The organism is Daejeonella oryzae DSM 19973 (assembly GCF_000422945.1).
GTDB lineage: Bacteria > Bacteroidota > Bacteroidia > Sphingobacteriales > Sphingobacteriaceae > Daejeonella > Daejeonella oryzae.
In genome coordinates this window covers 283,003-309,742 of sequence record NZ_AUHA01000003.1, presented here as the reverse complement: position 1 = coordinate 309,742, position 26,740 = coordinate 283,003, and the positions used below count along the sequence as shown (strand labels likewise).

16 protein-coding genes are annotated in these 26,740 nt (G+C 40.9%); 13 read left to right on the top strand and 3 right to left on the bottom strand.

Translation table 11 applies throughout. The annotated features are described in order from the left end of the window. Positions 1-182 precede the first annotated feature (182 nt). Positions 183-2,381, bottom strand: coding sequence for a B12-binding domain-containing radical SAM protein (locus G521_RS0108865; RefSeq protein WP_026898215.1), 2,199 nt, complete (start codon positions 2,379-2,381; stop codon positions 183-185). A 314-nt stretch (positions 2,382-2,695) separates the two neighbouring features. Here G521_RS0108865 and G521_RS0108855 point away from each other — a divergent pair, with 314 nt between their 5' ends. From G521_RS0108855 to dctA, 12 genes are all read left to right on the top strand, one after another. Beyond that, positions 2,696-3,772 (top strand): sensor histidine kinase, encoded by a 1,077-nt coding sequence (locus tag G521_RS0108855; protein WP_026898214.1) that lies wholly within the window; start codon positions 2,696-2,698, stop codon positions 3,770-3,772. A 385-nt stretch (positions 3,773-4,157) separates the two neighbouring features. Then, positions 4,158-4,757, top strand: coding sequence for an RNA polymerase sigma factor (locus tag G521_RS0108850; RefSeq protein WP_026898213.1), 600 nt, complete (start codon positions 4,158-4,160; stop codon positions 4,755-4,757). Positions 4,758-4,914: 157 nt separating this feature from the next. Beyond that, positions 4,915-6,192 carry an MFS transporter gene (locus tag G521_RS0108845; protein ID WP_026898212.1) on the top strand — a complete coding sequence of 426 codons (1,278 nt, stop codon included), beginning with the start codon at positions 4,915-4,917 and terminating at the stop codon, positions 6,190-6,192. Then, complete coding sequence (locus G521_RS0108840) at positions 6,185-7,054, top strand: ROK family protein (protein ID WP_026898211.1); 870 nt, start codon at positions 6,185-6,187, stop codon at positions 7,052-7,054. Before G521_RS0108845 ends, G521_RS0108840 begins: the two co-directional genes overlap by 8 nt. A 105-nt stretch (positions 7,055-7,159) precedes the next feature. Continuing rightward, the gene (locus tag G521_RS0108835) at positions 7,160-9,835 is read left to right on the top strand and encodes an exo-rhamnogalacturonan lyase family protein (protein ID WP_220096057.1); all 2,676 of its coding nucleotides are present in this window, start codon (positions 7,160-7,162) and stop codon (positions 9,833-9,835) included. Between the two features lie 32 nt (positions 9,836-9,867). Then, positions 9,868-10,767: a PIG-L deacetylase family protein gene (locus G521_RS0108830; protein ID WP_026898209.1), complete on the top strand. Its 900-nt coding sequence runs from the start codon at positions 9,868-9,870 to the stop codon at positions 10,765-10,767. Positions 10,768-10,892: 125 nt separating this feature from the next. After that, positions 10,893-13,583, top strand: coding sequence for an exo-rhamnogalacturonan lyase family protein (locus tag G521_RS16830; protein WP_220096056.1), 2,691 nt, complete (start codon positions 10,893-10,895; stop codon positions 13,581-13,583). Positions 13,584-13,672: 89 nt separating this feature from the next. Beyond that, a complete protein-coding gene (locus G521_RS0108820; RefSeq protein ID WP_081675043.1) occupies positions 13,673-14,527 on the top strand; it encodes a FecR family protein in 855 nt (284 codons plus the stop codon). A 15-nt stretch (positions 14,528-14,542) separates the two neighbouring features. Beyond that, complete coding sequence (locus tag G521_RS0108815) at positions 14,543-18,142, top strand: SusC/RagA family TonB-linked outer membrane protein (RefSeq protein WP_026898207.1); 3,600 nt, start codon at positions 14,543-14,545, stop codon at positions 18,140-18,142. Positions 18,143-18,158: 16 nt separating this feature from the next. After that, positions 18,159-19,535: a RagB/SusD family nutrient uptake outer membrane protein gene (locus G521_RS0108810; RefSeq protein ID WP_026898206.1), complete on the top strand. Its 1,377-nt coding sequence runs from the start codon at positions 18,159-18,161 to the stop codon at positions 19,533-19,535. Between the two features lie 160 nt (positions 19,536-19,695). After that, on the top strand, positions 19,696-22,194 hold the full coding sequence (locus G521_RS0108805; protein ID WP_026898205.1) for a PIG-L family deacetylase: 2,499 nt from the start codon (positions 19,696-19,698) through the stop codon (positions 22,192-22,194). Positions 22,195-22,295: 101 nt separating this feature from the next. Beyond that, positions 22,296-23,705, top strand: a complete 1,410-nt coding sequence (gene dctA, locus G521_RS16825) for a C4-dicarboxylate transporter DctA (RefSeq protein WP_081675042.1) — start codon at positions 22,296-22,298, stop codon at positions 23,703-23,705. A gap of 121 nt (positions 23,706-23,826) precedes the next feature. Here the strand turns inward: dctA and G521_RS0108795 are convergent, their stop codons facing one another. Together G521_RS0108795 and G521_RS0108790 are read right to left on the bottom strand one after the other, a co-directional pair. Further along, positions 23,827-24,438 (bottom strand): DUF1543 domain-containing protein, encoded by a 612-nt coding sequence (locus G521_RS0108795; RefSeq protein ID WP_026898204.1) that lies wholly within the window; start codon positions 24,436-24,438, stop codon positions 23,827-23,829. A 20-nt stretch (positions 24,439-24,458) separates the two neighbouring features. Beyond that, positions 24,459-26,168, bottom strand: a complete 1,710-nt coding sequence (locus G521_RS0108790; RefSeq protein WP_026898203.1) for an FAD/NAD(P)-binding protein — start codon at positions 26,166-26,168, stop codon at positions 24,459-24,461. Between the two features lie 192 nt (positions 26,169-26,360). Here G521_RS0108790 and G521_RS0108785 point away from each other — a divergent pair, with 192 nt between their 5' ends. Continuing rightward, a complete protein-coding gene (locus G521_RS0108785) occupies positions 26,361-26,738 on the top strand; it encodes a DUF2200 domain-containing protein (protein WP_036678787.1) in 378 nt (125 codons plus the stop codon). Positions 26,739-26,740 lie beyond the last annotated feature (2 nt).

Genomic DNA, 26,740 nt, shown 5'->3' with positions numbered 1-26,740 from the left:
ATTGTCATGGTAAAAGGGTGAACGGTATGTATTATTGTGTTAACGGTAAATTCCAGAGCAAATATTTAATTCCAAATCTATCATTGGCTTAAATACTCTATTTAGAAGGATAACCAGCTGGTCATCTCCGAAGTTTAAGACAGCGTTGATGAATAGCTCATTTTAAACCCTGCATATTACAGCTACAAAAACAGCAACCCATTCTCTTTCAACTCCACAAAAGCCTCACTATTCATGAAAATTTGAAAATCGCCGGCTCCGGAATCATTAAAAGATTGTTCTACCTCTGCAAAAGAAGATACTGTGTCAGAATTTACCGAAAGCAAGGGCAAGGTTTCAATAAGCCACCGTCCCCATTCTTCTTTGGTTTGTATCACAAAAAAATCTTTTTTATTGTGGAAGGTTAGGGCGGCCATGTTTACCGGATTCTTTTTTCCTTTTTTGACGTAATATTTAACAACGGGTGTGCTACCTAACCAAACAAACTTTGTGCTTGCTTTGATGACTTTGGGTTCAGGTGAAGCCAGTGCCTGTTCTATAAATCTGGGAGATATGGTGGTACGCGGCACTTTGAAATCAAACCATTTATCCAGGCTAAAATCAAAACAGATACCGTGCATGTAGTTAAATAATGACTTGCGCAATCCTTCGCTGAATGCCTCGTGTCTGGCGCCGCTTTTATCAATATGCTCTAAATCATTATTCGCAAAAGTTCCTAATTTTTGGCTCACGCGTTTTACGCCAAACTGATCCGGGTTTAAGCCAACCGGACTGTGAGCGGTCATGGCAAACTGATGCCAGAAGCCGGATTGCAAAACACCATTCTCAAAAAGCTGCCGGACAACTTCCAAAGAATCAATCGTTTCCTGGGCGGTTTGTGTAGGAAAACCATACATTAAATAGGCATGCACCATAATGCCGGCCTTGGTTAAATTCTCGGTAACTTTTGCGACCTGCGCAACCGTTACCCCTTTATCAATCAGTTTCAGCAAGCGGTCCGAAGCCACTTCCAGTCCACCGGAAATGGCAATACAACCCGATTCCATTAAGAGTATCGATAAATCCAGAGTAAAGCTTTTTTCAAAGCGGATATTTGTCCACCATACGATGGTTAAATTCCGGCGAATAATTTCCAGAGCCAGATCCCGCAGCAATGCAGGCGGCGCTGCTTCATCCACAAAATGAAACCCGTTCTGACCGGTTTGTTTTATGATTTCTTCAATGCGGTCGCAGAGCAAAGCGGCCGTAACAGGTTCATATCGTTTGATATAATCTAATGAGATATCGCAAAAAGTACATTTGCCCCAATAACAACCATGTGCAAGTGTTAATTTATTCCATCTGCCGTCGCTCCACAAACGATGCATCGGGTTAGCCAGCTCAATAACAGACAGGTATTTATCTAAGAGCAGATCAGAATAATCCGGCGTGCCTACATCCCGTTGGGCATAGTCAAACTCTTTCGAACCATTAAAATAGGTAACAACGCCATTTTCCAGGGTGAAGGTTCTTTTTAAATCGGCTTTGCCGCGATCGCCTCTTAAATATTCAATCAGATGAAAAATTGGTGCTTCTCCGTCGTCCAGTGTGATAAAATCGAGGTAATTAAAAACCCTTGGTTCCTGCAATGATCGTAGTTCGGTATTTGCATATCCCCCACCCAAAGCAATTTTTATGGAGGGATGATTTCGTTTGATCCATTGTCCGCATTTAAAGGCACTGTATAAGTTTCCCGGAAACGGCGCCGAAAGACAAACTAAATCCGGTTTTACATGCTCAATTTTTTCTTTTAAAATATCGATTAAAATGCGGTCAATAAAAGTGTCCGGTTGATTTAAAACCCTGTCCAGTTCATCAAAGGTAGACGCCGACCTGCCCAGCCTTTCGGCATAGCGGCTAAAGCCAAAATGCGGATCGATGGCCTCGATTATCAGATCAGAAATATCTTCCAGATAAAGTGTGGCCAGATGCTTCGCCTTATCGCGGGTTCCCATGGTGCCAAAAGCCCATTCCAGATCATCCAGCTGCGCAAACCTGGAGGCCTCAGGCAGGTAATTACCCTGGCAGATCAGATGGGCTAAGGTTGGGTTATTGTCCTGCAAAAAGTTAATAACGGCATCTATCGTTTTAATATATTCTTTCTGGAGGTGAATAATTCTCCGGCTGTTGTCCGATAGGGAAAGCTGCTTTTTAGCTGCTTCTAAAAACAGGTTACTTAATCCGGCAAATGAAAACAAGGCTAAAATCACCTCTATGCCCAAATCCATTTGATGAGAGGAAATGTTTTTTGTGTTCAGAAATCCTTTTAAATAAGCTGTAGCAGGATAAGGCGTATTTAACTGGGTAAAAGGTGGAGTAATGAAAAGGATGGTCGGACTCAATTTTACAGGTTTATGGAATTGCCACGCAAAGCTACCGTAAAATTTATTTTGTACAGAATCTGTTTCGGCTTTGTTGATTTTAGAGTTGCGGATGTTTTGCCGGGTTAGAAATCACATCCCTCAGAGTTTATTACTTGCTTATTTGATTTTCATATAGTCCTGAATGCATTATTACCACGAAGCTAGTAATTAAAAATAGTACAAAGTTTTTGAAACTTTCATAATATGTAAGTTGTTTCGCTAGTTATAAACAATCTTATCCTAGAAGAAATAGAATTGATTAATCAATTACATCAATTAAAACAATTGCTAATATGTCGAAAATAGATGCCCAGCTAGAAAAGCTTATCGAACTAAATGATGAGCTGGAAAACTATTTCAGGAATACAATTATCCCTCAATTGTTTATTGATGCCGATCTGATACTGCGCAAATTTACTCCTCCTGCAATGAAACAGTTCAGTTTGTCTATCTCCGACTTAGGGAAGTCAATAACTGACGTTAAAGAACACTTTCGTTTTCCCAGTATTATTGAAAATATCCAATATGTAATTACAAATAATGAAATCCTGGAGAAGGAAATTCAAACCACCGACTTCAGGTGGTACCAAATGAATATTATACCCTATGTAATTGCTAAGACTAATCAACCAAATGGGGTTATCATTACTTTCGTAGAAATAACAATGAGGATTAAGGACCTGAAAGAACAGGAAAAGTTGATATACGACTATGAAATCCTTTTAGATAGCCTTTCGCACGATTTCAAAACGCCTCTTACAAGCCTGGCCCTTTCAATTGACCGCTTAAAAAATCTTTCTCCTGAAAATTCACAACAATCTAAGCAGCTTTTAAACATCATTGAAAGTGGTGTTAAGAAGATGCGTAACATTATTACTGAATTGACCGATTCACGAAAAGATGAACATAAATTTAAAACTGAAGAAGAACTCTTAAATTTCGGACATATCTTAGAAGATGTGAGGCTAACTATTACAGCTAATATTTTAGAATCTTCAGCTATAATAAAGTCTGAACTGGAAGTATCTGAAATAGTATTCTCTCGGCGGAAATTGCGAAGCATCATTTATAACCTGGTGATAAATTCCATCAAATTCAGGTCCCCCAACCGACCACCATATATACTAATCAAAACCGCCATGGTAGGTGATATGATCAGAATTTCTATAAAGGACAATGGTACCGGCATTAATCCGGCAATGAAAGAAAAAATTTTTTCAAAATACTTCAGGGCGGAAAATTCAATTGAAGGTTCCGGCATCGGCCTCTATTTAGTTAAGGAAATGGTGACTTCCTCAGGAGGCAGGATTGAATTAGAGAGTAAGCCTGGGGAAGGTTCTGAATTTGTAATTTTTTTAAAAGCGGTTTAGTGCAGGTATGATTATTATTTTATCAGATAGAAATTCAGACAGTATGGTTCACTTGAAGCAAAACCTGTAGATGCCCCGCACATGGAAACTGGTACTTGAAGTAAGGAATTGACCACTAAAATCAATTAAATTGAGGTAGTCAAATATTACCCCTCTGCCACCCGCCGGTGCCACCCTTTCACAAAACCCTGTTCGCACCAGCTTCTGTCAACCCGCAAGCCACAGAAAGCGAATCTCCCTATTCAAAACCGAGGAAACATAATAAGATTCATAGCTATTTTCTTATAATAGGATATTCAAATTCTCCGAACTTAATTTATTTTACTTTTATTAAGAATATTAATACCTTGTTAATTCTATATTAACTAAGTGATTCTCAACGCACATGGAATTAAACGATAAATCTTTAGAATATCAACTATGGGCGAGCTTTAAATCGGGCGATAAGGCTGCATTTAAAGCAATTTACTACAAATATTATATTCTGTTATTCAGATTTGGATTAAAGACTTCGACTGATGAGGACCTGGTTGAAGACTGCCTTCAAGATCTCTTTTTGAAATTATGGAATAACCGTGAAAACCTCGCAGATGTAGTTTCCATTAAACATTACCTGTTCAGAGCTTTAAAGCACACTCTGTATGACGCTCTAAAAAAAGCGGGCCGCACGTATCGTGGCGTAGATCTTCCAATCGAAGAAAGTGAAGTAAGTATAGAAGAAAAACTAATTAATGATCAGTCAGGAACAGAAATTAACCAGCATCTGCATACGGCTTTGAAGCATCTCAGTAAAAGACAAAAGCAAGTGGTAGTACTTTATTATTTTGAAGGGCTATCTTACAAGCAAATTGCTGAGATTATCCCAATTAAGTATCAGGCGATCCGTAACTGTGTTCACGAAGCCGTGAAAGTGCTGAGAAAAAACATGGAGGGCAGTACTTTTTTTACGGTGATGCTGGCAAACCTCCTGACAAAACTTCTGTAAAAACGTCTCCTGACGAAAGCTAAGGAGGTTTATTCCTGAGATCGACCTTATCTCCAAAAAACTTTCTCAATAAGCGAGTACAGTTCACTTTCTATGTCGTCTGCTTAGTGTAAACATCCTGTATGTTTTTAAAATCACTGAAGCAACGATCATTATTATGAAAAAAAGCCACTTAGTGCTTGGATTGATTTTTCTGACTTTTTTCGTCATTTCCTTTCTGACGAACATCCTGGGTCCGCTGGTTCCGGATATCATAAAAAGTTTTTCCTTAAGTCTGACAACAGTCGCCCTGCTTCCATTTGCGTTTTTCATCGCCTATGGCGTCATGTCCATCCCTGCTGGAATTCTTGTTGAGCGTTTTGGAGAAAAGAGAGTAATGGCTGCAGCTTTTTTTATCTCATTTCTGGGCGCAATGGCATTTGTACTTTCCCCGGGCTATTTCACTTACATGTTTTCACTTTTCTTCATCGGTGTCGGAATGGCCATGCTTCAGGTAGCAATCAATCCCTTATTGCGGGTTTCGGGAGGACAGGAACACTTTGCCTTTAATTCTGTACTTGCACAGTTTTTCTTCGGACTCGCATCCTTTTTGAGTCCACTTGTATACTCTTTTTTAGTTCTGAATATCGGTAAACCGGAAGTAGACCAATATTTGATTATTTCCCTTTTCGAGTCAATTATACCTCCGGAATTGCCCTGGATCTCGTTGTATTGGATATTCGCTATAACCTCGCTCCTTATGGTTATAGTCATAGGATTGATAAAATTGCCCAAAGTAAACTTACAGGGCGATGAAAAAGTTGGGGGCTTAAAAACAAATATTGACCTGATTAAAAATCCAATGGTCATTCTCTTCTTCCTGGCTATATTTTCTTATGTTGGAATTGAGCAGGGCGTTGCCAACTGGATGTCTGAATTTCTAAATAAATATCACGGGATAGATCCGCAAACCGCAGGTGCTTCAGCCGTTTCCTGGTTCTGGGGCCTCCTTACAATCGGGACTTTGCTAGGTCTGCTCCTATTAAAGCTTATGGACAGCCGAAAAGTGCTGATTTTATTTACCTCAGCCTCCATAGTCAGTTTGGCATTTGCCTTATTCGGGCCTTCACAAGTTTCAATATGGGCATTTCCGTTGGTAGGTTTTTTTGCGTCTGTCATGTGGTCAATCATCATTTCTCTGGCCTTAAATTCGATGAAACAACACCACGGAGCCTTATCTGGAATACTGGTTACAGGGATTTGCGGTGGTGCTATTCTGCCATTAATTATCGGCTGGATTGGTGATTTAGTTGGATTAAAGGCAGGAATGACTTTTATGTTTGTTCCATTATTATATATAGTTAGTGTTGGATTTTGGGCAAAACCATTGGTAAATAATGAAGTGATTTCTCTGAAATCGTTTGGAAATAATAAAGTGGCACTTGAAAATGAATGACCCCCTTTTAATTGGTGTAGATTTAGGAGGAACAAACGTTCGCTCGGGACTGGTTCATGGAGAAAATCTGATTAAAACATCTTCCATAAAAATTAGTTCGGAAGGAACCAGTGATAAAGTAATTTCTGAAATTATCCAGTGTATCGATGATGTCTTTAACAAAGACGTAAAATCAATTGGTATCGGAGTACCGGGAATACTGGACACCAAGCAGGGAATTGTGTACGATGTACAAAATATCCCTTCCTGGAAAGAGATACACCTGAAATCAATAATCCAGCAGCATTTTAATGTTCCGGTGTATCTGAATAATGATGCAAATTGCTTTGCTGCCGGCGAATGGCATTATGGTAGAGGGAAAGGATATAGTAATGTAGCCGGTTTGATTCTTGGAACCGGTGTAGCGGCAGGGCTTATCTTAAACAATAAACTGTATGAGGGTAGAAATTGCGGCGCAGGAGAATTTGGTATGCTTCCATACCTTAATCATAACCTGGAATATTATTGCAGCGGCAACTATTTTAAGCAAGCCCACAATAGTACCGGAGAGCAGATATCTTTAGATGCACAAAACGGTGATTATAAGGCATTAGATATATTTGCTCAATACGCTAAACACTTAAGTTTCGCTATCAAAGCTGTTCTGTATACGGTTGACCCGGATATCATCATACTGGGTGGTTCGGTGAGTAAAGCCTTTGAATACTTTAAAGAGCCATTAATGCAAAATCTTCAGGACTTTCCTTACAAGCCTGTAATTAAGAATATACTAATTGAACAGTCGCTTATAGAAAACGTAGCAATCTTAGGTGCTGCAGCTCTATTTTTTGATTCCAATCCGCTTGAGAACCAGCATTTCTAAAAGTTTCACCTCATCCAAATTTTACTTGGACCCTCAAACTCAATTTTTCGAAATAAACCAAGTACAATTCCCAAATAGAAGTGTCTTCTATTAAACCACCACAAAATGATTATGCGCACATCCAGGATGAAACTTCTGCTTTTCGTTTCAATGATTTTTTCAGCCAGCACTTTGCTGGGTTCAGAAAAAATCCCTCTTAAGATTAAAAATCATGCTGAAGGTGCTCCGGTTACAATGGGAATTCCTTTTCCAAACGGAGCTCTTAATTCACCTGATCATGTCCGTCTGCTTAATAAAAATGGAAAAGAAATCCCTTCTCAGATCACGGAAGTTAATAACTGGCAACCGCTAAACAGCAGTATCAAATGGATTTGGGTTTTCTTCTTTGCCGAAGCCGGTGATAGTTACACGCTGGAGTATGGTGAGGATGTAGAAAGAATGACCTATAAAGGAGAACGGGTTGTGATTCGTAACGTGCAGCCGCTGGGAAGTGATACGGAGGTAAGTACAGGTCCGCTTAATTTTAAAATTAAAAAAGACAAAGGCGGTTTCTTCGAGGTAGTTCATTTGGATACAGATAAAAATGGTTTTGACGCCAAAGACGTAATCGCCACCGGAGATAAAGAAAGAGGCTCATTTTTAGATCTGATTGACCCTTCAGGGATTGATAAGTCGAAGGCAATTATTACCAGAAGTGTTATTGAAAAAGGCTCAGGGCCTCTTCACGGAATCATCCGGCTGGAGGGTGAATATCAATATTCCCGTAAAGACAATAATTCAGCACCTTTTGTACTCAGGATACATGTTTATGCAGGTAAATCTTATGTTAAAGTGCTGCATACGTTTGTGTATACCGGTGTCCCGGATCAGCATAAAATTATTAAAGGCCAGCATGCCCGCATCGCTACCCAAACCAAAGATATTCTTTCAGAAGAAAGCAGTACTGAACAAGGATGGAATAAGCCCAATGATCAGATTTCTGCGGTAGGATTTTCTCTAAACTACAATCTCAGCGGTTTAATAAATCATAAAGTAGGGTACAAAGATGGAAACTGGTGGGAAGATCCAACAGAGAAAGTTTATCAGTTCACTTCTACTGATTCAAAAAGTTCTTCTCTGTTTCAAACCGGCCCTAAACCCAACCGAGCCGCTCCCGTTCCGGAGTCCTCCGATGTTAAACGCATTGAAGGGTTTTCAGCGACTCTCTTCTCCGACAAAAAAGAACAGTTTACTAAAACTAAAGCAAGTGGCTGGATGGACATTACTGACGGTAAATGGGGAATCGGCATTGGAATCAAAAATTTCTTTGAAGAATACCCAAAAGAGCTAGCTATAGATGGGGCAAATAAAATGGCTACTGCTTTTTTATGGTCGCCGCAATCTTTACCAATGAGCTTTGCCCGAGATACTAATTCTCCTGACGACGGAATCCTGGGGAACTTTGCTCAGGGTCTGGCCAAAACAAGCGAACTCGTTTACTATTTCCACGAATCAAATAAATCTTCGGCCGAAATTCAAAAGTCAATTAACTACGTTTTAAATCCACCCGCTGCCCACGCCGCATCGGAATGGTATGCCAGTTCAAAGGTTTTTGGCTCCTACTCACCAAAAGGAAAAGATTTCCCGGAATTTGAACGTGGGATGGACTACAGAATGGATTGGGTTCTTTTCAATCAAAACTGGGCTCCATGGTACGGTATGTTTGATCATGGTGATTTTAAGAACTATTACATCAACAACAAGTGGTCAATGTGGGCCAATAATGAGCCGGCACAGGATTACATGCTTTGGATGCATTTTTTAAGAACAGGTGATCCGCGATTCTACAAAGCAGCAGAAGCCAACAGCCGCCATACAATGGATGTTGATAACATTCACTGGCCTAAAAAACCAACCTATTTTGGTGATACTAACCCTACCCTTGACTATTTACAGAGCAAGGAAATGGCTGATGAAACAACCCCTTACCTGGGTATTGGGAAAAGGCATGGTGATCAGCAGTGGTCTGCTGTACTAAGCGCACATGTTTGGGTTCAGGGCTGGCTGGCAGATTACTACCTTACCGGGTATCATCGCGGATTAGATATGGCAAAGCAAACTGCTGATACATACGTGAAACGCATTTGGGGCGATCACGACCTGATGGGCCGAAGACTCTATCTGTCTGCATGGAATATGACAGAAGTTTGGGATGCAACAAAAGACCCAAAATATTTGGAAGATCTGAAAGGTCGCGTTCAACAAATGTTAAATCTTCAGAACAGTTCAGAGCAGAATAACAGTCTGGTTATTGATCGGTACAGCTATTCGCAAGTATATGCGTCACAGGGTTTAAGAAAATATTACCAGATAACAGAAGATGAAAAAGTTAAAAATGCACTTATTAAACACGCCAGATCAGTTCGTGACAATGAACCGATAGCCTATTATATGGAATCATATCTTTCCTCGATTCACAGTTTATTAGTTGGGTATGAATTCACAAAAGACAAAAGCTTTTTAAATACTGCTTTGGAGAGAGCAGAAGTATTAAAAACCAATGAAACAAAGGTGAAATTTGATGATTCGGCAACACAAAAATTGTTAGCTGAAACTCTACTGAAAGTTAGTCGCCTTCCCCAGGATCCCGAAAAGGAGTACGCCGAATGGGATTCCAGAAATGCCCTGAGGGTTTTTGGTTGGACACATGCATACAATTTGCCTTATCTTCTGTACTGGCTGAGAAATCCGGAAAGCAATAAAAATGCACAGAATTCAATTGTAAAGCCCACAGGCGAGTAACCCGATAAATCAAACCATTTAAATTTACCATAATGAAAAATTCATTTATTGTAGCCCTTCTTATCCTGGGCGCCTTGCAGTTCTCATTTAATTCTTATGGGCAGCAAAAGGAAAGAATCCGGGTGATCGCCATTTTTGCTCATCCCGATGATGCAGATTCAAAGATGGGTGGAACCGCAACGCTTTTAGCGGAAATGGGCGCAGCTGTAAAGTTCGTTTCACTAACCAACGGCGACGCCGGGCATTATGCAGAAGGCGGAGGCGTCTTAGGAAAACGTCGTAGAGAAGAAGCTCAAAGAGCAGCGAAACAATATGGAATTGAAGAATACACCGTTCTTAATAACCACGATGGTGAACTGATGCCGGATTTGAATGTAAGATTACAGGTGATTCGGGAGATCAGAAACTGGAAAGCCGATATTGTTCTTGGCCTTCGCCCAAATGATTATCACCCCGACCACCGCAATGCGGGCAAAGCAGTAGAAGATGCATCTTACATGGTAGCCGTACCTAATGTAGCTTCAGATGTGCCGGCGCTAAAAAAGAATCCCGTATTTCTGTATATGCAGGATAATTTTAAAAAACCAAATCCATTCAGTCATGATATTGTGGTAGCTATTGACAAGTCCATTGATAAGAAAGTGAATGGATTAAACGAACACACATCTCAAATGTACGAGTGGCTACCCTGGATTGGCAATGCCGGCAATATTGATGATGTACCTAAAGATCCTGAGCTGCGCAAAAAGTGGTTGAAAGAAAAATGGGTAAACCGACAAATTAGTCCGGAACAGCGCAAAGGGCTTGAAAAATGGTATGGAAAGGAAGGGGCTGCGAACGTAAAATTTGCAGAGTCTTTCGAGATTACTGAATACGGAGCTCAGCCTTCTGAGGCCGAAATAAGGCGGCTTTTCCCGATGCTTCAGAAATAACAATTGATAGTTTGTATTTAATGTAACCCTATCCCGCATGTATGTGCGGGACTGGAAGAGTAATGTCTGTGCCGGACTAATACGGCTTCCACCCTCACCTTTTGTTCTCTGCCAATAAAAAATAAATGAAAAGCTATTTTTTAATCATCGCGGTCAATGTCGGCCTTGTAATCCTTTTCTCAGGTTATACCACCGCAATATATGCTGTCGAAAGTGTACCTCTGTTAGTGAAACAAAATATAGCGGGATCACCTCAGCTATTGGGCATTCCATTTCCAGTAAATAAATTAAAAAACTCAGATCAGCTGCGAGTATTGAACAGCAAGGGACAGGAAATCCCTTCCCAAATTACCATCGTGAACACCTGGGCCCCGCTTTCAGAAAGCGTTATGTGGATTTGGGTTTTTTTCTTTTCTGATGATAAAGATCAGTACACATTAGAATTTGGCAAGGATGTACAGCGGAAGAACTTTGCTGGCACAAGGGTAACCGTTGAGAACAACACCCGCCCTGGGGGTAGAGTGCGGGTGAATACGGGCCCACTTCAATTTTCTATCAGTAGATCCGGAGGAAGCTTCCTTGATTTTGTAGAACTCGACATGGATGGTGACGGATTTGACAAAAACGATCTTATTGCCGAATCTGATAAAGGCCGGGGATCCTTTCTCGACATTATTGATCAGGCGGGAATTGATCTGTCTACAGCTCAGATTGTAAATACAACAGTAGAAAAGGGTTCAGGCCCATTGCATGCTATCATAAAGGTAGAGGGCATTTATAAGTATAGTAGAAAAGACAATAATCCGTCTCCCTTTGTTATTCGGATTCATGCATATGCCGGCAAATCCTATGTTCGGGTTCTTCATTCCATGGTATATACAGGAGAGCCGGATCAGCATACAAAACCCAAGGGTGAATATGGATCAATAGCCACCCAGAATTCTGAAATTATAGATGAGAAAACCCTGAAGGACGACCCTGGATGGACAAAGCCGAACGACCAGATTGCTAAAGCAGGGCTTATGCTGAAATATCATCTCAAGGGTGAAAAAACATTCAAATCAGGTTATTTTAATGGCATATGGTCTGATCCAGAAAAAGAACAAATTTTCCAGACAATTTTAAATCCCTCCGCAAATGTTTCGGTACTTCAGACAGCGGAGAATATTAGCAGAATTCCACCTTTTTCAAATTCTACAGATGAAAAACAGATCACAGGATTTAAAGGGACAATCAGTATTACGGGCGAGAATGCAATCGAGAAAGAACGAATGTCAGGATGGATTCAGACATCAGATAAAAAATGGAGTATTGGAGTAGGTATCCGCAACTTTTTTGAAGAATATCCCAAGGAACTGGCTATTCATGGAGATAGCTCCCGGATTTTTAGCTATATCTGGTCGCCGAATGTTTCGCCTATGAGTTTCGCACGGGCCAACGGATCGGTTGATAGCGAAATGATTGGCAATTTTGCCCAGGGCCTGGCAAAAACTACCGAAATTATTTACCAGTTTAATAAAGCAGGTATTGAAGACGAGGTATTCATTAACAATTTCAAATATTTTATGGTTCCGCCTGTCAGTCATGCGCCTCCCCAATGGTATGCTGACAGCAAGGTTTATGGTTCTTTCGCTCCCAAAGACGCGTACCATGGAAAACTTGAACGGGGTTTAGATTACAAATTTGCATGGATGCAATTCAACCAAAAATGGGAACCCTGGTACGGTATGCTTGACTATGGAGATTATCAAACCTATTATAGAAACCGCGAGTGGAGCACCTGGACGAATAATGAACCTGGCAATGATTTTATGTGGTGGCTGGAATTTATGAGGACAGGAAACCGGGAATATTTTCTATCGGGATGGGCCGCCAGTCAGCATACAATGGACGTTGACAATATTCACTGGCCTGGTTTCCCGGTCTATAGTGGGAACACAAACAGCTCCAAAGATTTTTTTGATTCGAAAGATTCGCCACCCATTAAGGCAACTCCGTATTTAGGAATGGGACGCAGGCATGCCGCCCAGCATTACACATCTTTATTGAGCGCCCATGTTTGGGTGCCCGGCTGGATTGCCTCGTATTACTTAGCGGGTAATCACCGTGGACTTGATATAGCTGAACAAACCGGGGATTTCTACTTGCGAAGAGAATTTGGTGAGCATGATCTCAGAGGTCGTCGGCTTTACCTTTCAATTTGGAATCTCACTGAGATCTATGATGCCAATAAAAAACAGAAGTATCTGGACGAATTAAGGGACCGGGTTTCCATATTGCTTGAACTGCAGAAGGAAAGTGAACAGGGAGGCAGCCTGATTATTGAAAGATATGGATACTCACAAGTATATATTTCACAAGGTCTTTATAAATATTATCAAATCACAGGGGACCAGCAAGTAAAAAATGCTTTGATAAGGCATGCAAAATGGCAGCTGGATAACCCGTCATTGAACCATAAGATGGAGTCATATATGGCTTCAATTCCCAGCCTTTTGATTGGATATGAGTTTACAAGAGATCCTAACTATTTAACAGAAGCCACGGAAAGGGCGAAAAATTTATATACAGACCCTCTCCCCCAGTTGCCAGCCAGCTTCAAAACTCAAAAAGATTTTGCTGTGGCGCTAGAAAAGGTGAGTCATATGCCGGAGGATACTGAAAGCTCTCGGGGTGAAGCTATATGGAAAATTACTAATGGCTTGCGAATCTTCGGCTGGACTCACATATATAACATACCTTATCTGGTTTTTTGGCTTAATCAGTCAGAAGCAGAAAACAAGAAAAATAATGCTGCAGGAATCGGCCGCAGATAAATCTTCCCGCAGAAAAAAATAAAATCAAATTAAACAGTACAAATCAATCCGGATGATGTCTTAATCAAAAGGAAGTATCAAAAGATAAAATGAATAGAAAACACAAGAGTGATCGGGAGCGAGTGGATGCAGCATGGAACAAGTTAGAACCACTTCTCGAGGATCGCGATATTTTACCGGTAAGATCAGTTAGATACAAGCATTTGGTTGCGGCGGCAGCCATTCTTTTGTTTTTGTCTATCGGTGGGGCTGTCTTTATGAATAATTATTTTAAGGAGGTTAGTTACACCACCCAATACGGGCAAACACAAACTCTATTTCTTCCTGATAGTTCGGAAGTAACTTTAAATGGTAATTCTACATTAAGCTATCGCAAAAGCGGTTTCGGAAGCGGAGATCGCTCTGTGACATTAAAAGGTGAAGCCTATTTTTCAGTCCGCCACACCAAATCTGATCAGAAATTTTTCGTAAAAACCGCGAATCGCTCTTCAGTAGAGGTTTTAGGGACCGAGTTTAATGTTTTTACCAGAGGTGAGGGAACAAAAGTGATCTTAAACTCCGGTAAAATCAGATTCACACCCGATGAGCAAAAGGACAACAAAGATGAAAGTTTTATCATGAAGCCGGGGGATCTCATCGAATACAAAAGCAACACCAATATGCTTATTAAAAAAGTTGTAGACCCACAAGTTCACTCATCCTGGAGGACTTCCAGATTGATATTTGATAAAACTTCGCTTAGAGAAATCGCTCAAATAATTAACGATACATATGGATTACATGTAAAAACACAAGACCCGCAACTTCTGAATATGAAAGTATCCGGATCAGCCCCTACCCAAAACATTGACATGTTAATTAAGGGCCTTTCTGAAATTTTTGACCTTGAACTTATTAAAAAAGGGGACACATTAATTATTTCATCTAAACATCTTCATTATTAACCTAACACTCTTAAAATGAAAAGATTTATACGCTTGCTAATCATTCTATTAATTTTTGGGTTTTCCCAGGCATTTAGTAATGCACAATCATTTGCCTACCGGGGAGCTGTTTCCGGTGGATATGCAGAAAAAGACCGCACTCAAAACAAGCTTTTAAAGGATGTATTAAAAGAACTTGAGGAAATCCACAAAGTTTCTATCATGTTTAATAGCAAACTGATTGAAAAGGTATCCGTACCTGCCGATGCATCAATTAGGGAAGGCCTGGAAGCAACGCTGACCAGGCTCCTGGAATCCACCAATTTCAAATTCAAGAAAATTTCAAATGAATTTTACATTATCAATAGTAACGATAAGAATGAAATTCCGGCTGCATCTAAAAACTCTAATAACATTGATATAAAATCGAAAACTATCAAAGATGAAGGCTCAAATCCATCCCTCGAAAAGCCTTCTTCTAAAAGTGAGCAACAGCAGATCAGCGGCATCATAACAGACGCGACCAGTGGAGAAACACTTCCCGGAGTATCTGTAAATTTAAAAGGTACAACCATCAGTACAGCCTCTAACGCAGATGGTAAATATGTCCTGCAGATTCCCGGCAGCGGCACACTTGTGTTCTCGTATATAGGGTATGTAACCAAAGAAGTTCAGCTGACCGGGGCAAGTGTAGTAAACGTTAAGCTAGTTGCAGATCAGAAAAGCCTGACAGAGGTTGTGGTTGTCGGTTATGGCACACAGCAAAAAAGAAATTTGACCGGTTCTATCGCGTCCGTTACGTCAAAAAGCATTAAAGATATCGCGGTTACCAGTTTTGAAAACGCAATTCAGGGTCAGCTTGCAGGCGTACAGGTACAGGAACCCAGTGGTGAACCAGGCGCAGCAACAACCATTCGGGTCCGTGGTATTGGATCGATTTCGGCTGGTAATGAGCCTTTGTATGTCGTTGACGGCTTTCCAATATCAAAAAACGTTGAATCTGGTGTGCAGGGAGATGTAGCCAGAAGGACAGTTGCTTTTCGCCCAGCTCCATCCAATCCACTCGGTACAATCAGTGCAGGGGATATTCAGTCGGTAGAAGTGTTGAAAGATGCGGCGGCAGCGGCAATTTACGGATCCAGAGGATCTAACGGAGTAATCATCATCACTACCAAAAAAGGTAAAAGGGATGGAACTCCTGTAGTAGGCTTTGATTCTTACTATGGCGTTCAAACGCTCGCCAATAAGGTGTCCCTGATGAATTCTGCTGAGCTAACTAAATACGTAATTGAAGCCAAAAACAACGCCTATATTCAGGATTTCCCGAACGCCAGCATTAGTGATAATAACAATACTAGATTTGCCAGATCAACCAATACCAGTTACCAAATTCCAACAGACTTTTTAAACCCTACTGGGGTTGATACTGATTGGCAGGACGTATTATATCAACCTGCCTCGGTCCAAAATTACAATCTTTCACTTTCAGGTGGATCCGAAAAACTGGGCTATTATGTGTCAGGAAATTATTTCAACCAGGGAGGTATTGTGGGAAGTACTGGTTTTAAAAGGTACAGCTTCCGTGTAAACCTGGAATCGGATCCTATAAAAAACCTGAAACTCGGTTTCAGCCTTAACCCTTCTTTCACAGATCAGTCTCGCGGTTCAACAAGTGCTCCTTATTTCGCGGATCCTCCGGGGGCAGTCTATACTGCGCTGGTACATTCACCAACGGTTAGCCCTTACCTGCCTGATGGTTCAATAAACCAAACCAACAACCAGTCGCATCTGAATACTCCGGAAGGAAGAGCAGCGAACATGACTGCTTCCAGTAATCCTCTGGCGGTTGTAAAGCACATTAACGACAATCTTTCCCAGTTCAGAACTTTTGCCAATACTTTCGCCGAATATTCATTTTTACCCGGCTTAAAGTACAGACTAATGGCCGGTACAGATATCAATAATTACAATAAAAATTATTACCGTGAGAGAGCATTTTTAGACAGAAATGCAACTGTAGGTGTACCGTTCGGCCAGTCTAATACCTCTCTGGAAACAAACTGGCTTGTAGAAAATACATTGAATTACGATAAGTCTTTAGGAAACCATGAATTTTCCATATTGGGGGGATACACATTTCAAAAAGACAAAATTCGAATGAACCAGGTGCAGGCAGAGAACTTTCCTGATGACCTTGTTCAGACCGTGAGCGGCGGACAAGTTACTGGCGGTACTGCTTCTGAAGAAGAATGGTCGTTGGTATCATATCTGAGCCGGATGAACTACTCTTTCAAAGGAAAATACCTTCTGACAGCTACAATTCGTTCTGACCGGGCATCACGCTTCGGTGAAGGAAACAAGATTGGGTATTTCCCTTCCGTTTCCGCGGGTTGGAGAATTTCAGACGAAAATTTCATGAAAGGCTTGAGCTTTATGAATGATTTGAAATTAAGAGCAAGCTGGGGAAAGACAGGTAACTTCTTAATTCCTAATTACGCATCTATAGGGCTTTTAAACCCTTTTAACTATGTGTTCGGGAATGTGGTTTCAAACGGCATTGCCCCCTCCACTCCCAGCAATCCAAACTTAACCTGGGAAAAGAATACGCAGACAGATATTGGTTTGGATATAGGATTTATGCAAAACAGAATCTATGCATCGTTCGATTATTACAGGAAAGTAACTTCTGATTTACTTCTTAACGTTCAGGTTCCGGCTGCTGTTGGATTTGGAAATTCGAATCCGCTTCAGAATATTGGTGAAGTTGAAAACAAAGGCTTCGAAGCTTCAATAACCAGCAACACCCTTGAGGGCAAATTTACCTGGAGCACGGATGTCAATTTCTCTGCTAATAAAAACAAGGTTTTAAAACTTGGTCTCACCGGCGATCCAATTCTAAGCAGTGGTGGTGCAGGTATTCGTCACATCACCAGAATAGGTGAGCCTATTGGAAGTTATTATGGTCATGTTGTGGAAGGTATATATCAAACTCAGCAAGAAATAGCGAACGCTCCGGTTGATAAGTTGGCTCCCAAACCTGCGCCAGGTGATTTTAGATTTAAAGATGTAAACGGAGATGGTGTGATAGATAATAATGACCGAACTGTAATCGGTAATTATCAACCAGATTTCACTTACGGTATCACAAACCGATTCAGTTATAAAAAAGTTGAACTGAGCTTTCTAATTCAGGGCGTTCAGGGATCAGAAGTTTTGAACTTAACCAGAAGACATTTGGCTAATGGAGAAGCAAACGTGAACTCATTTACCACCCTAAATGATCGATGGGTTTCGCCATCTCAACCAGGTAATGGAAGTGTTCCTCGTGCCGACCGGCTTAGTGATCTGCATGGTTTCAATAACCGCCCATCAAGTTACCAGGTGGAAGATGCTTCTTACTTGCGCCTGAGAAATGTGACGGTGGCATACACATTTCCTGAAAAACTTGTAAGCAGATTCTTCCCAGCAATGAGAGCCTATATTTCAGGGACTAACCTATTTACTAACACGAATTATGTTGGCTACAATCCGGAAGTTAACAATCAATCAACATCTACGGGTGTACAAGGCGAAGATTATGGTGCTTATCCATTATCAAGAAACTTCACTTTTGGAATAAATGCAACTTTTAGGTAGATCTAATAACAAAAAGATGAATAAGAAAATAGCTTTTGCAATCGTGCTTTCCTCCATTTTAAGCGCATGCAGTGACGATTTTACAGATTTAAGTCCAATCTCACAAAGGAACGTGAATGAATTTTACAGAGATGGAAGCGATATGATTACAGCGGTAAATGCAGCTTATAAAGGCTTACATCTAACCGGAACTTATAATCAAAGCTACTGGATACTGAACGAAATGCGTTCTGATAATACAGATGGTGGTGCTGATAATACAGGTTTAGGTGCCAATATGAACATCATCGACAATTTCAATGAAAATGCTGCGACCGCAGAATTAATTACTGCAGCTTATCTCGACAGCTATGTCGGAATCAGCAGGGCTAACTTGGTTATCAGCAGAATTGACGGAGTAACTATGGATGAGGCACTTAAGAACCGTATAAAAGGCGAAGCTTTGTTCTTACGCTCACTTTACTATTACAACCTGGCTGTTAATTTCGGCAGAGTTCCCTTGGTTATTTCTGAAATATCAGTGGCTGAGGGCAGAACGTATCCACAAACACCTGCAGCTGATATCTATAAGCAGCTGATCACCGATTTGGTGCAAGCTGAAACGATTCTTCCCTTACGATACACGGGGTCTGACGTTGGAAGAGCAACAAAAGGAGCTGCTGCAACCCTGCTTGCTAAAATTTATTTAACAAGTGGCGATAAAACTTCGGCTGCCACGGTACTACGCAGAATAATTGGTAGCTATGGCTACTCACTCTTACCAAATTATGGTAGTCTCTGGGGCCTGGCTAATGAAAACAATGCAGAATCGATCTTCGAAGTTCAGTTTAAAGGTGGGGGTACCAATACCGGAAATGCGTTCACAAATAATTTCTCTGCTTTGTTGATTCAATCCACCGGTGGATATAAGAATCGGCCAACTCCGGAAATGGAAGCTGCATACGAACCCAATGACAAACGTCTTGCAGCATCAATGAATCCTTTAAATGGTCCGCTGAATGCAGGCCGCTTCATTTTAAAATATGGCACTACAACCGCTTATAACGAAGGAGATGCCGATTATAATTTTATCGTCTTACGATATGCAGATGTTCTATTAATGCTTGCTGAAGCAGTTGGCGAATCTGATGAGGCGTATGGTCTTATTAATCAGGTACGTACAAGGGCAGGTTTAGGACCAATAAGCTCCTTAACGCCAGGCACTTTTGATGATAAATTGCTTCGTGAAAGACGAGTTGAACTGGCATTTGAAAACCATCGCTGGCCTGACTTACTCCGGTTTGGAAAAGCTAAAGAGCTTATGGCAGCTCAGGGAAAGAATGCAAGATTATTATTCCTGATACCCCAGCGAGAGCTGGATATTAACACTTCCTATACTCAGAATCCTCAATAAACTAATCTGTAATCTAAAATTAGCCGGTAAATAGCCACCGGCTGATTTTAGCTATGGAACATTATAAAATGTACCGTCCGGTGGCACTTTTTTGATAAAACAGATAAATGATACCTATACGGATAAGGGCCTGGCCGCCTATCCGTTATTATAAATCCTTATGAAACTTCTTCGATTTTTAACACTAACTCTTTCCTTCTCTTTAACCTTGGTTCTGATTAAAAGTAGTGCAAATGCGCAGGCGCCAATTAAACCAGCATCGGGGAAAATATTACAGGACCTTAAAAAGCTAAATGTTCTGGGAAGTCTTCTACATATTGGAGCTCATCCGGATGATGAAAACACCACCATGATCTCATACATGGCTAATCATAAACTATATAACACAGCTTATTTATCGCTCACTAGAGGGGACGGAGGTCAAAACCTCATTGGTCCCGAAATTCGTGAAGGATTAGGGGTTATTCGTACTCAGGAGCTTCTTCAGGCAAGAAGAACTGATGGTGGCCGCCAATTTTTCACTCGTGCTAATGACTTTGGGTTTTCTAAAAACCCCGAAGAAGTTTTCAGTATATGGAACAGAGAAACGCTTCTCGCGGATGTGGTATGGGTAATTCGAAATTTTAAACCGGATGTTATCGTAACCCGGTTTCCAAAAGATTCACGTGCAGGGCATGGCCAGCATAGTGTCTCTTCAATACTTGCAGAAGATGCATTTACTGCAGCCGCTGATCCTAAACGATTTCCTGAACAACTTAAATATGTGGAGGTTTGGCAGGCGAAACGTTTGTTATGGAACTTAAGTTCATGGGCCTTCAGAGATCCAAAAGAATTTGATAAGGTGGCTAAAACCCTGCTGAAAGTAGATGTGGGTGCTTTTAATCCTTTATTGGGAAAATCCTACGGCGAGATCTCGGCAGAAAGCCGGAGCATGCATAAAAGCCAGGGATTTGGCTCTACAGGGAGTCGCGGTGCATACATGGATTACTTTCAGCACACATTGGGAGATTCGGCAAAAACCGACCTTTTTGAAGGCGTAAATACAAACTGGTCCAGACTAAAAGGCAGCGCAAAGGTACAGCTTGCTATAAACAAAGCTATCGCAGGTTACAACGGTGCAGAGCCATCCAAAGTCGTTGCCGACCTTTTACTGGCAAGAACTGAGCTGTTAAAACTTCAGGATAGTTTTTGGAAAAAATCAAAATTACAAGAGATTGAAACCGTAATCAAAGATGCATCTGGTCTTTATCTGGAAGCGACTGCAAGCAATTTTGCTGCAACTCCCGGCGAACTTGTTAAAGTGCAGATAGAAGCTATAAACCGCTCGGCTGTTCCAATAACCATTACTTCAATTGTCTATCCTTTCAAAGGGGATTCAATTGTAAATAGCCCTCTTGAAAATAATACCGGAAAGAAATTTCTTAGCACGGTTCAGGTGCCAAAAAATGCGGATTATTCCCAGCCGTATTGGCTTAAAAGACCCGATTCGCTTGGCTTGTTTTTCATCGACAAACAGGAAGATGTTGGATTACCAGAAAACAGGCCTGCGGCTAATGTAACAATAAACTTAACAGTTGGGGGAATACCTTTTAAATATACCGTTCCGGTAGTTTACAAGTATAATCATCCTGTAAATGGAGAAATATATCAGCCCTTTATTATAACTCCTCCGGCATTTGCCAACATTCAAGAAAAGGTTTACATGTTTGCAAATGGAACGCCCAAACAGGTAAGCGTTGTAATGAGATCCGGAAAAGAGAATGCTACTGGCAAGCTGGAGTTGAAACTACCAGATCAATGGAAAGTTGAACCTGCTTCTTTCCCGTTTAATATGACATCAGAGGGATTAGAAGAGACTTTTAAATTTATGGTTTCGCCTCCTTCAAAATCTCATGAAGCAGAAATGCAAGCGGAGATAACCATTGACGGAAAAACTTACAGCAATGGTTTAAATACCATCAAATACGACCATTTTCCGGCACAGGTTTCATTCCCGGCTTCGTCAGCGAAAGCGGTTAAATTAGACTTGAATAAAAAAGGTGAGAAAATTGGATATTTGATGGGAGCCGGTGACGAATTGCCGGGTTCATTGGAACAAATCGGATATGAAGTCACCTTATTAAAAGATGGGGATATAAACCAGGAAAGCCTCAAGAAATATGATGCGGTAATACTAGGAGTTCGTGCCTATAATACAGTCGATCGGATTGGCTTTTTTCACGAAAGGCTAATGGATTATGTAAAAGAAGGTGGAAACCTGATCGTACAATATAATACCAATAACGGTTTGAAGGTTCTCAACCCGGGTCCTTATCCTTTTAAAATCTCCCGCGAACGAGTTACAGTGGAGGGTTCAGGCGTCACTTTATTAATGCCGGAACATGCGGTATTAAATATACCAAACAAGATTACAAAAGCAGATTTCGACGGCTGGGTTCAGGAGCGGGGCCTATACTACCCGAACGAGTGGAGCAAAGAATACCAGGCTATAGTAGCCTCAGGCGATGCTGGAGAGTCGCAGTTGAATGGAGGATTACTGATTGCTAAACATGGAAAAGGAAATTTTATTTACACCGGATTTTCCTGGTTCCGACAATTACCTGCCGGTGTTCCGGGGGCATATCGGATATTCACCAATTTAATTTCTTTGGGCAAGTAAGTCTTTAAGACTAACCATAAATCCAGTACAGATTAGCAGCCTTAGGGCTTGCTAATCTGTCTATTATTTTACAGCTTCAAGACACTGTAATAGTAAACAGAATGAATAAAATTTATCAAAACTTAACCTTTCAGGTAATTCTTGCCATTATATTGGGGATTCTCGTTGGTGTTTTTTTTCCGGTCTTTGCTCCCACAGCCCGTATCATTAGCAAAACCTTTATTAACATGATCAGCATGTTAATCGCTCCTATTATCTTCTTCACTATTGTACTGGGAATAGCCCGGATGGGCGATATGAAAAAAGTAGGCCGCGTTGGCGGACGGGCCTTATTATATTTTGAGGTTGTAACCACCATTGCACTTTTTATTGGTTTGGTGGTTGCTAATCTGCTTCAGCCAGGAAAAGGTGTAACCCCCCTTACAAGCAGCGCTCCTCCCCTTGCTCAGACTCCCGCGGCGGAAATGAACTGGATAGAATTTATTTCTCATATCATTCCGCATAATATTTTTCAGTCTTTTACAGAGGGAGATATCCTTCAGATCTTATTTTTCGCTATACTTTTCGGTTTCGGATTGAGTAAAATGGGGGAAGCTGGCGCACCACTATTGGCTACCTTCGATCGGATATCTCAGGTGATTTTCAACATGATGAAGTTCATCATGAAATTGGCTCCACTTGGCGCCTTTGGAGGAATGGCTTTTACCATAGGAAACTACGGTTTGGACACACTTATACCGATGGGCAAGATTATGGGAGCAGTCTATCTGACCTGCTTTCTGTTCATTTTTGGGATCCTAAACTTTATTTGTTACATATATAAGTTTAGCTTATGGCAATATCTAAAGTTCATCCGTCAGGAGATCCTGGTGGTACTAGGAACATCTTCTTCTGAATCCGTATTGCCAAGTATGATGCAAAAAATGGAACGTATTGGATGCTCTAAATCGGTTGTAGGGTTGGTTATTCCTACCGGATATTCTTTCAACCTTGACGGAACTTCGATTTATCTCTCTATGGCCTTGATCTTTCTGGCGCAGGTATTTCAAATTGACCTCACTATTGGCCAGCAGCTTACTGCCATGGGTGTTTTAATGCTGACCTCTAAGGGTGCCGCAGGCGTAACTGGTAGCGGATTCATTGTTTTGAGTACAACCTTGGTTTCTATGAAGATTATGCCGATTGAAAACGTCGCAATTCTTCTTGGCGTTGACCGGTTTATGTCAGAAGCAAGATCAATTACTAATTTAATCGGCAATGGGGTGGCAACCATTGTTATCGCTAAAAGCGAAAAGGAGTTTGATGAGGAAGCGTATCAAAGAGCTATACACAGTTCAGAAGAAACAATTTTTGCAGAAGATATTTCAGTTGATGCAAATGAAGAAAAACATGCGGGTCTCGCCAGTCCCCAAGCTTTAAGCCTGGATGAGGTGGCTATAAGCGACAAAGTTACTTCCGGAGCACAGGCACTATTTCCACAACCAGAACCTACTGAGCAAAGACGCCAATAGGTTCGATTGGCAGGCGGAATGTTTTTTTAGAATCCCTGTTATAAAATATAAGAAACCGGGATGTCCATCATCCCGGCTTCTAAACAATTACTTCTTTCTTGTATATAGTCTTATTTCGAACTTAATTCCGGTCTTTAAGCCTGGCAAGTTTATCCAGTGTGAGATAGCCTAAATGAACATGATCTTCTTTCAGATTTTCGGAAGAGGTAATTTGCAGATGATATTTTTCTTTTTGCTCAGGCGATAAAATATCTTCAATTCTATAGATATCGTCTACGTCAATGCCATATTTTTCGTCTATATGAGAGTTTGCCCCTTTCACAGATTCTACAGAATGTGTTTTGAAAAAGATGGTTTTCTTGGCCGACTGTATGGCAGGCAAGCGGTCATCCTGAACGGTTAATACCGTATAATGCTGTTCTTCTAATTTACCGGACTGATATCCGCCCAGATTGATGAAAAACAATTTTTTTGCCGATAAATTTTCAGTTTCAGATTTTAAAACCACGTTGATGCTATAACCATCAACTACGGTTACTTCTCTCCATCCATCAATATGAATACTCTTTCCGGCTTCCGGCCAGAATGATTTAATTTGCGGAAGAAGCCCGGCCAAACCGGTGGCGATTCCAAAGAAATAATCATGCTGCTCTACATTCCTGCCCGGCGCTTTTGATCCCAATAGAATCATGTACAGTTTAAGATCTGTGTTCTCGTGATTTAATTTATCCATCCTACAAATAATATAAACTGCTAAACCAGACTTTCGATAATAGCGGCAGACGCAGCCTCACCGAAATCCAGTCCTGAGTAATCGGGGTTGTAGCCACCGATATACGGAACAGCCATAATATAAATACGCTCATTAAAAGCGCCGTACGCATCAACTACCTGGAAATTATCATTGATTGCAATTCCCGGCACATCCAGGTAATAATTTTCTGTGCCATTGGTTTCCACTTTCTCATTTCCATTCTTCATTTCGCTCATGGCAACAGCGGGATCTCTGAACTTTAATTTCGCAGAACTAATCCGTTGATCTTGAACTAGGCTTTTAAAAGGGAAATCTTGAAATGAAAGAGCCGGTTGTCCGATACAATCCACAAAGGTTTTAAAATATGGGGACTGCGGTTGATCCTGTTCGTCATTATACTGATAGATTATTCCTCCCTCACTCTGAGGCAATACTTTGCTTTCGATATCAACCTTAACCAATTCAAGTATGCCGGCATCATACAATGCAAGCATTTCTTCAGCAGATCCCTGCGGAACAAAAGCAATCACTATGGAAATCAGCGGCATCAGGTCTTTGCGCAAACGCATCATGTCTTCGGCAGAAAAATATTTCGCCGGGTAATTCATGGCGAAGCTGAGCACTGCCAGCATTTCTTTCCAGTAAATAGATTCTTTGCGTTTGATAGATTTTTCTGCCTGTGTGTATTCGGCTTTAAACAATTGAAAAGGTTCCAGACGTTCCCGCAAATCCATCATCGCAGCAACAAAATCTTCCATTTTCATGTCCTTGATCTGTTCATAGAAAGCTGGTTCTTTTTCCCTGAACATTTCCTTGAAATTCTTTTCAAAAACATAATCCAGAGAAAGAAAACCTTCGTTCTGCAATCTGTTCTGATCCACTTCCGCTTTGCTCAATACCGCATCTTTTTGCAAATGCGAATCTTCCAGATGAAATCGGATGGCGGGCAACATGCCGCTTGCAGAAAACATAATCATCTTAAAATTTGGGCAGTCTTCTGAATTTTTAAAGATGAGCCGCCCATTTTCCCTGGTAAATGTTCCGTTTGCACGGGATAGAGTTCGGATGGCATCAATGGCGGTAAGTGATGAGCCGCGAATTGCTACAGCATCATTTGTTTTGAAAGCAAGTTTTGCCGGCGGGTATGGTGAATCAAAATATCCGGATACAGAGCCCTCTACTTTGTGAGGCCAGTTATGGCCCGTACAGATAATCACATGATCGTATTCCGGTTTATCGTTGGCATCCGTCATCACCATCACTTTTTCGTACTTAGGCAAATCTACCAAATCTGTTACTTCAACACCACGAAAAACTTCAACATCCATACCGTCCTTTTCTGCCTTATTAACAATTAATTCAAATTGTGCGGATAAATATTGTCCAAACAATAAGCGTGGCAGCACCTTGTAATCATTGAAGTTCTCCGGATCTATAGCATACCGGCTCAGCGTTTCTTTCGGCACGGTTTCGATCCACTCAGACACGGGACTAACCAGGTCGGGGATTTCGTTACCGGATACATTGGTAATATGCTCCTGGTTTGCACCTTCCTCACTGTAAGGCATTCCAGCACCAAGCTGTTTCTTTCTTTCAAAAACATGTATCGTGAGGTCTTTTCTGTTGCTTTCTACCAATCTTTTAAACATGAATAGTCCGGCAGGACCTCCGCCTAAAATAGCGATGCGCTTCTTAGTTATAATCTCCATTAATCTTGTTTATTTTTACTTTTAACTAGCAGGTATTGATTTCATCCTGCGGTTCGAAGAATAATAAATGATCGGAGGCTAAAAAAGTTTGAAGACAGAATTATTATTACGCTTACTTGATATTTAATATGTGCCTTTTATATTTAATAAAATTAAGAAAGTACCGATCGGTTTCAATTAAAAAAACCATCTATGAATAACAGCGACATACAAAATGAGCGTATTGCAAAAATGACATTTGCCTCGGTATATCCGCATTATCTGGCAAAAGTTATTAAGAAAAACAGAACCAGGGAGGAATTGCATGAGGTAATTGAGTGGCTGACTGGTTATGATGAAGCAACATTGCAAGAACTTATTGAAGAAAATGCAACGTTTGAAAAATTCTTCCGGAATGCTGTACTAAATCCGAATGCTCATCTCATTACCGGAGTCATTTGCGGCTATCGGGTTGAAGAAATCCAAAATCCATTGACACAACAGGTAAGATATTTAGACAAGTTAATTGATGAACTGGCGAAGGGACTTAAGATGGAAAAAATTTTGCGGCTTAGTACGGATTCTAAATAAGA

Coding starts and splice junctions, on each gene's coding strand:
- G521_RS0108855 (WP_026898214.1), top strand. CDS start 2,696: ATGTCGAAAATAGATGCCCAGCTAGAAAAGCTTATCGAACTAAATGAT.
- G521_RS0108850 (WP_026898213.1), top strand. CDS start 4,158: ATGGAATTAAACGATAAATCTTTAGAATATCAACTATGGGCGAGCTTT.
- G521_RS0108845 (WP_026898212.1), top strand. CDS start 4,915: ATGAAAAAAAGCCACTTAGTGCTTGGATTGATTTTTCTGACTTTTTTC.
- G521_RS0108840 (WP_026898211.1), top strand. CDS start 6,185: ATGAATGACCCCCTTTTAATTGGTGTAGATTTAGGAGGAACAAACGTT.
- G521_RS0108835 (WP_220096057.1), top strand. CDS start 7,160: ATGATTATGCGCACATCCAGGATGAAACTTCTGCTTTTCGTTTCAATG.
- G521_RS0108830 (WP_026898209.1), top strand. CDS start 9,868: ATGAAAAATTCATTTATTGTAGCCCTTCTTATCCTGGGCGCCTTGCAG.
- G521_RS16830 (WP_220096056.1), top strand. CDS start 10,893: ATGAAAAGCTATTTTTTAATCATCGCGGTCAATGTCGGCCTTGTAATC.
- G521_RS0108820 (WP_081675043.1), top strand. CDS start 13,673: ATGAATAGAAAACACAAGAGTGATCGGGAGCGAGTGGATGCAGCATGG.
- G521_RS0108815 (WP_026898207.1), top strand. CDS start 14,543: ATGAAAAGATTTATACGCTTGCTAATCATTCTATTAATTTTTGGGTTT.
- G521_RS0108810 (WP_026898206.1), top strand. CDS start 18,159: ATGAATAAGAAAATAGCTTTTGCAATCGTGCTTTCCTCCATTTTAAGC.
- G521_RS0108805 (WP_026898205.1), top strand. CDS start 19,696: ATGAAACTTCTTCGATTTTTAACACTAACTCTTTCCTTCTCTTTAACC.
- dctA (WP_081675042.1), top strand. CDS start 22,296: ATGAATAAAATTTATCAAAACTTAACCTTTCAGGTAATTCTTGCCATT.
- G521_RS0108795 (WP_026898204.1), bottom strand. CDS start 24,438: ATGGATAAATTAAATCACGAGAACACAGATCTTAAACTGTACATGATT.
- G521_RS0108790 (WP_026898203.1), bottom strand. CDS start 26,168: ATGGAGATTATAACTAAGAAGCGCATCGCTATTTTAGGCGGAGGTCCT.
- G521_RS0108785 (WP_036678787.1), top strand. CDS start 26,361: ATGAATAACAGCGACATACAAAATGAGCGTATTGCAAAAATGACATTT.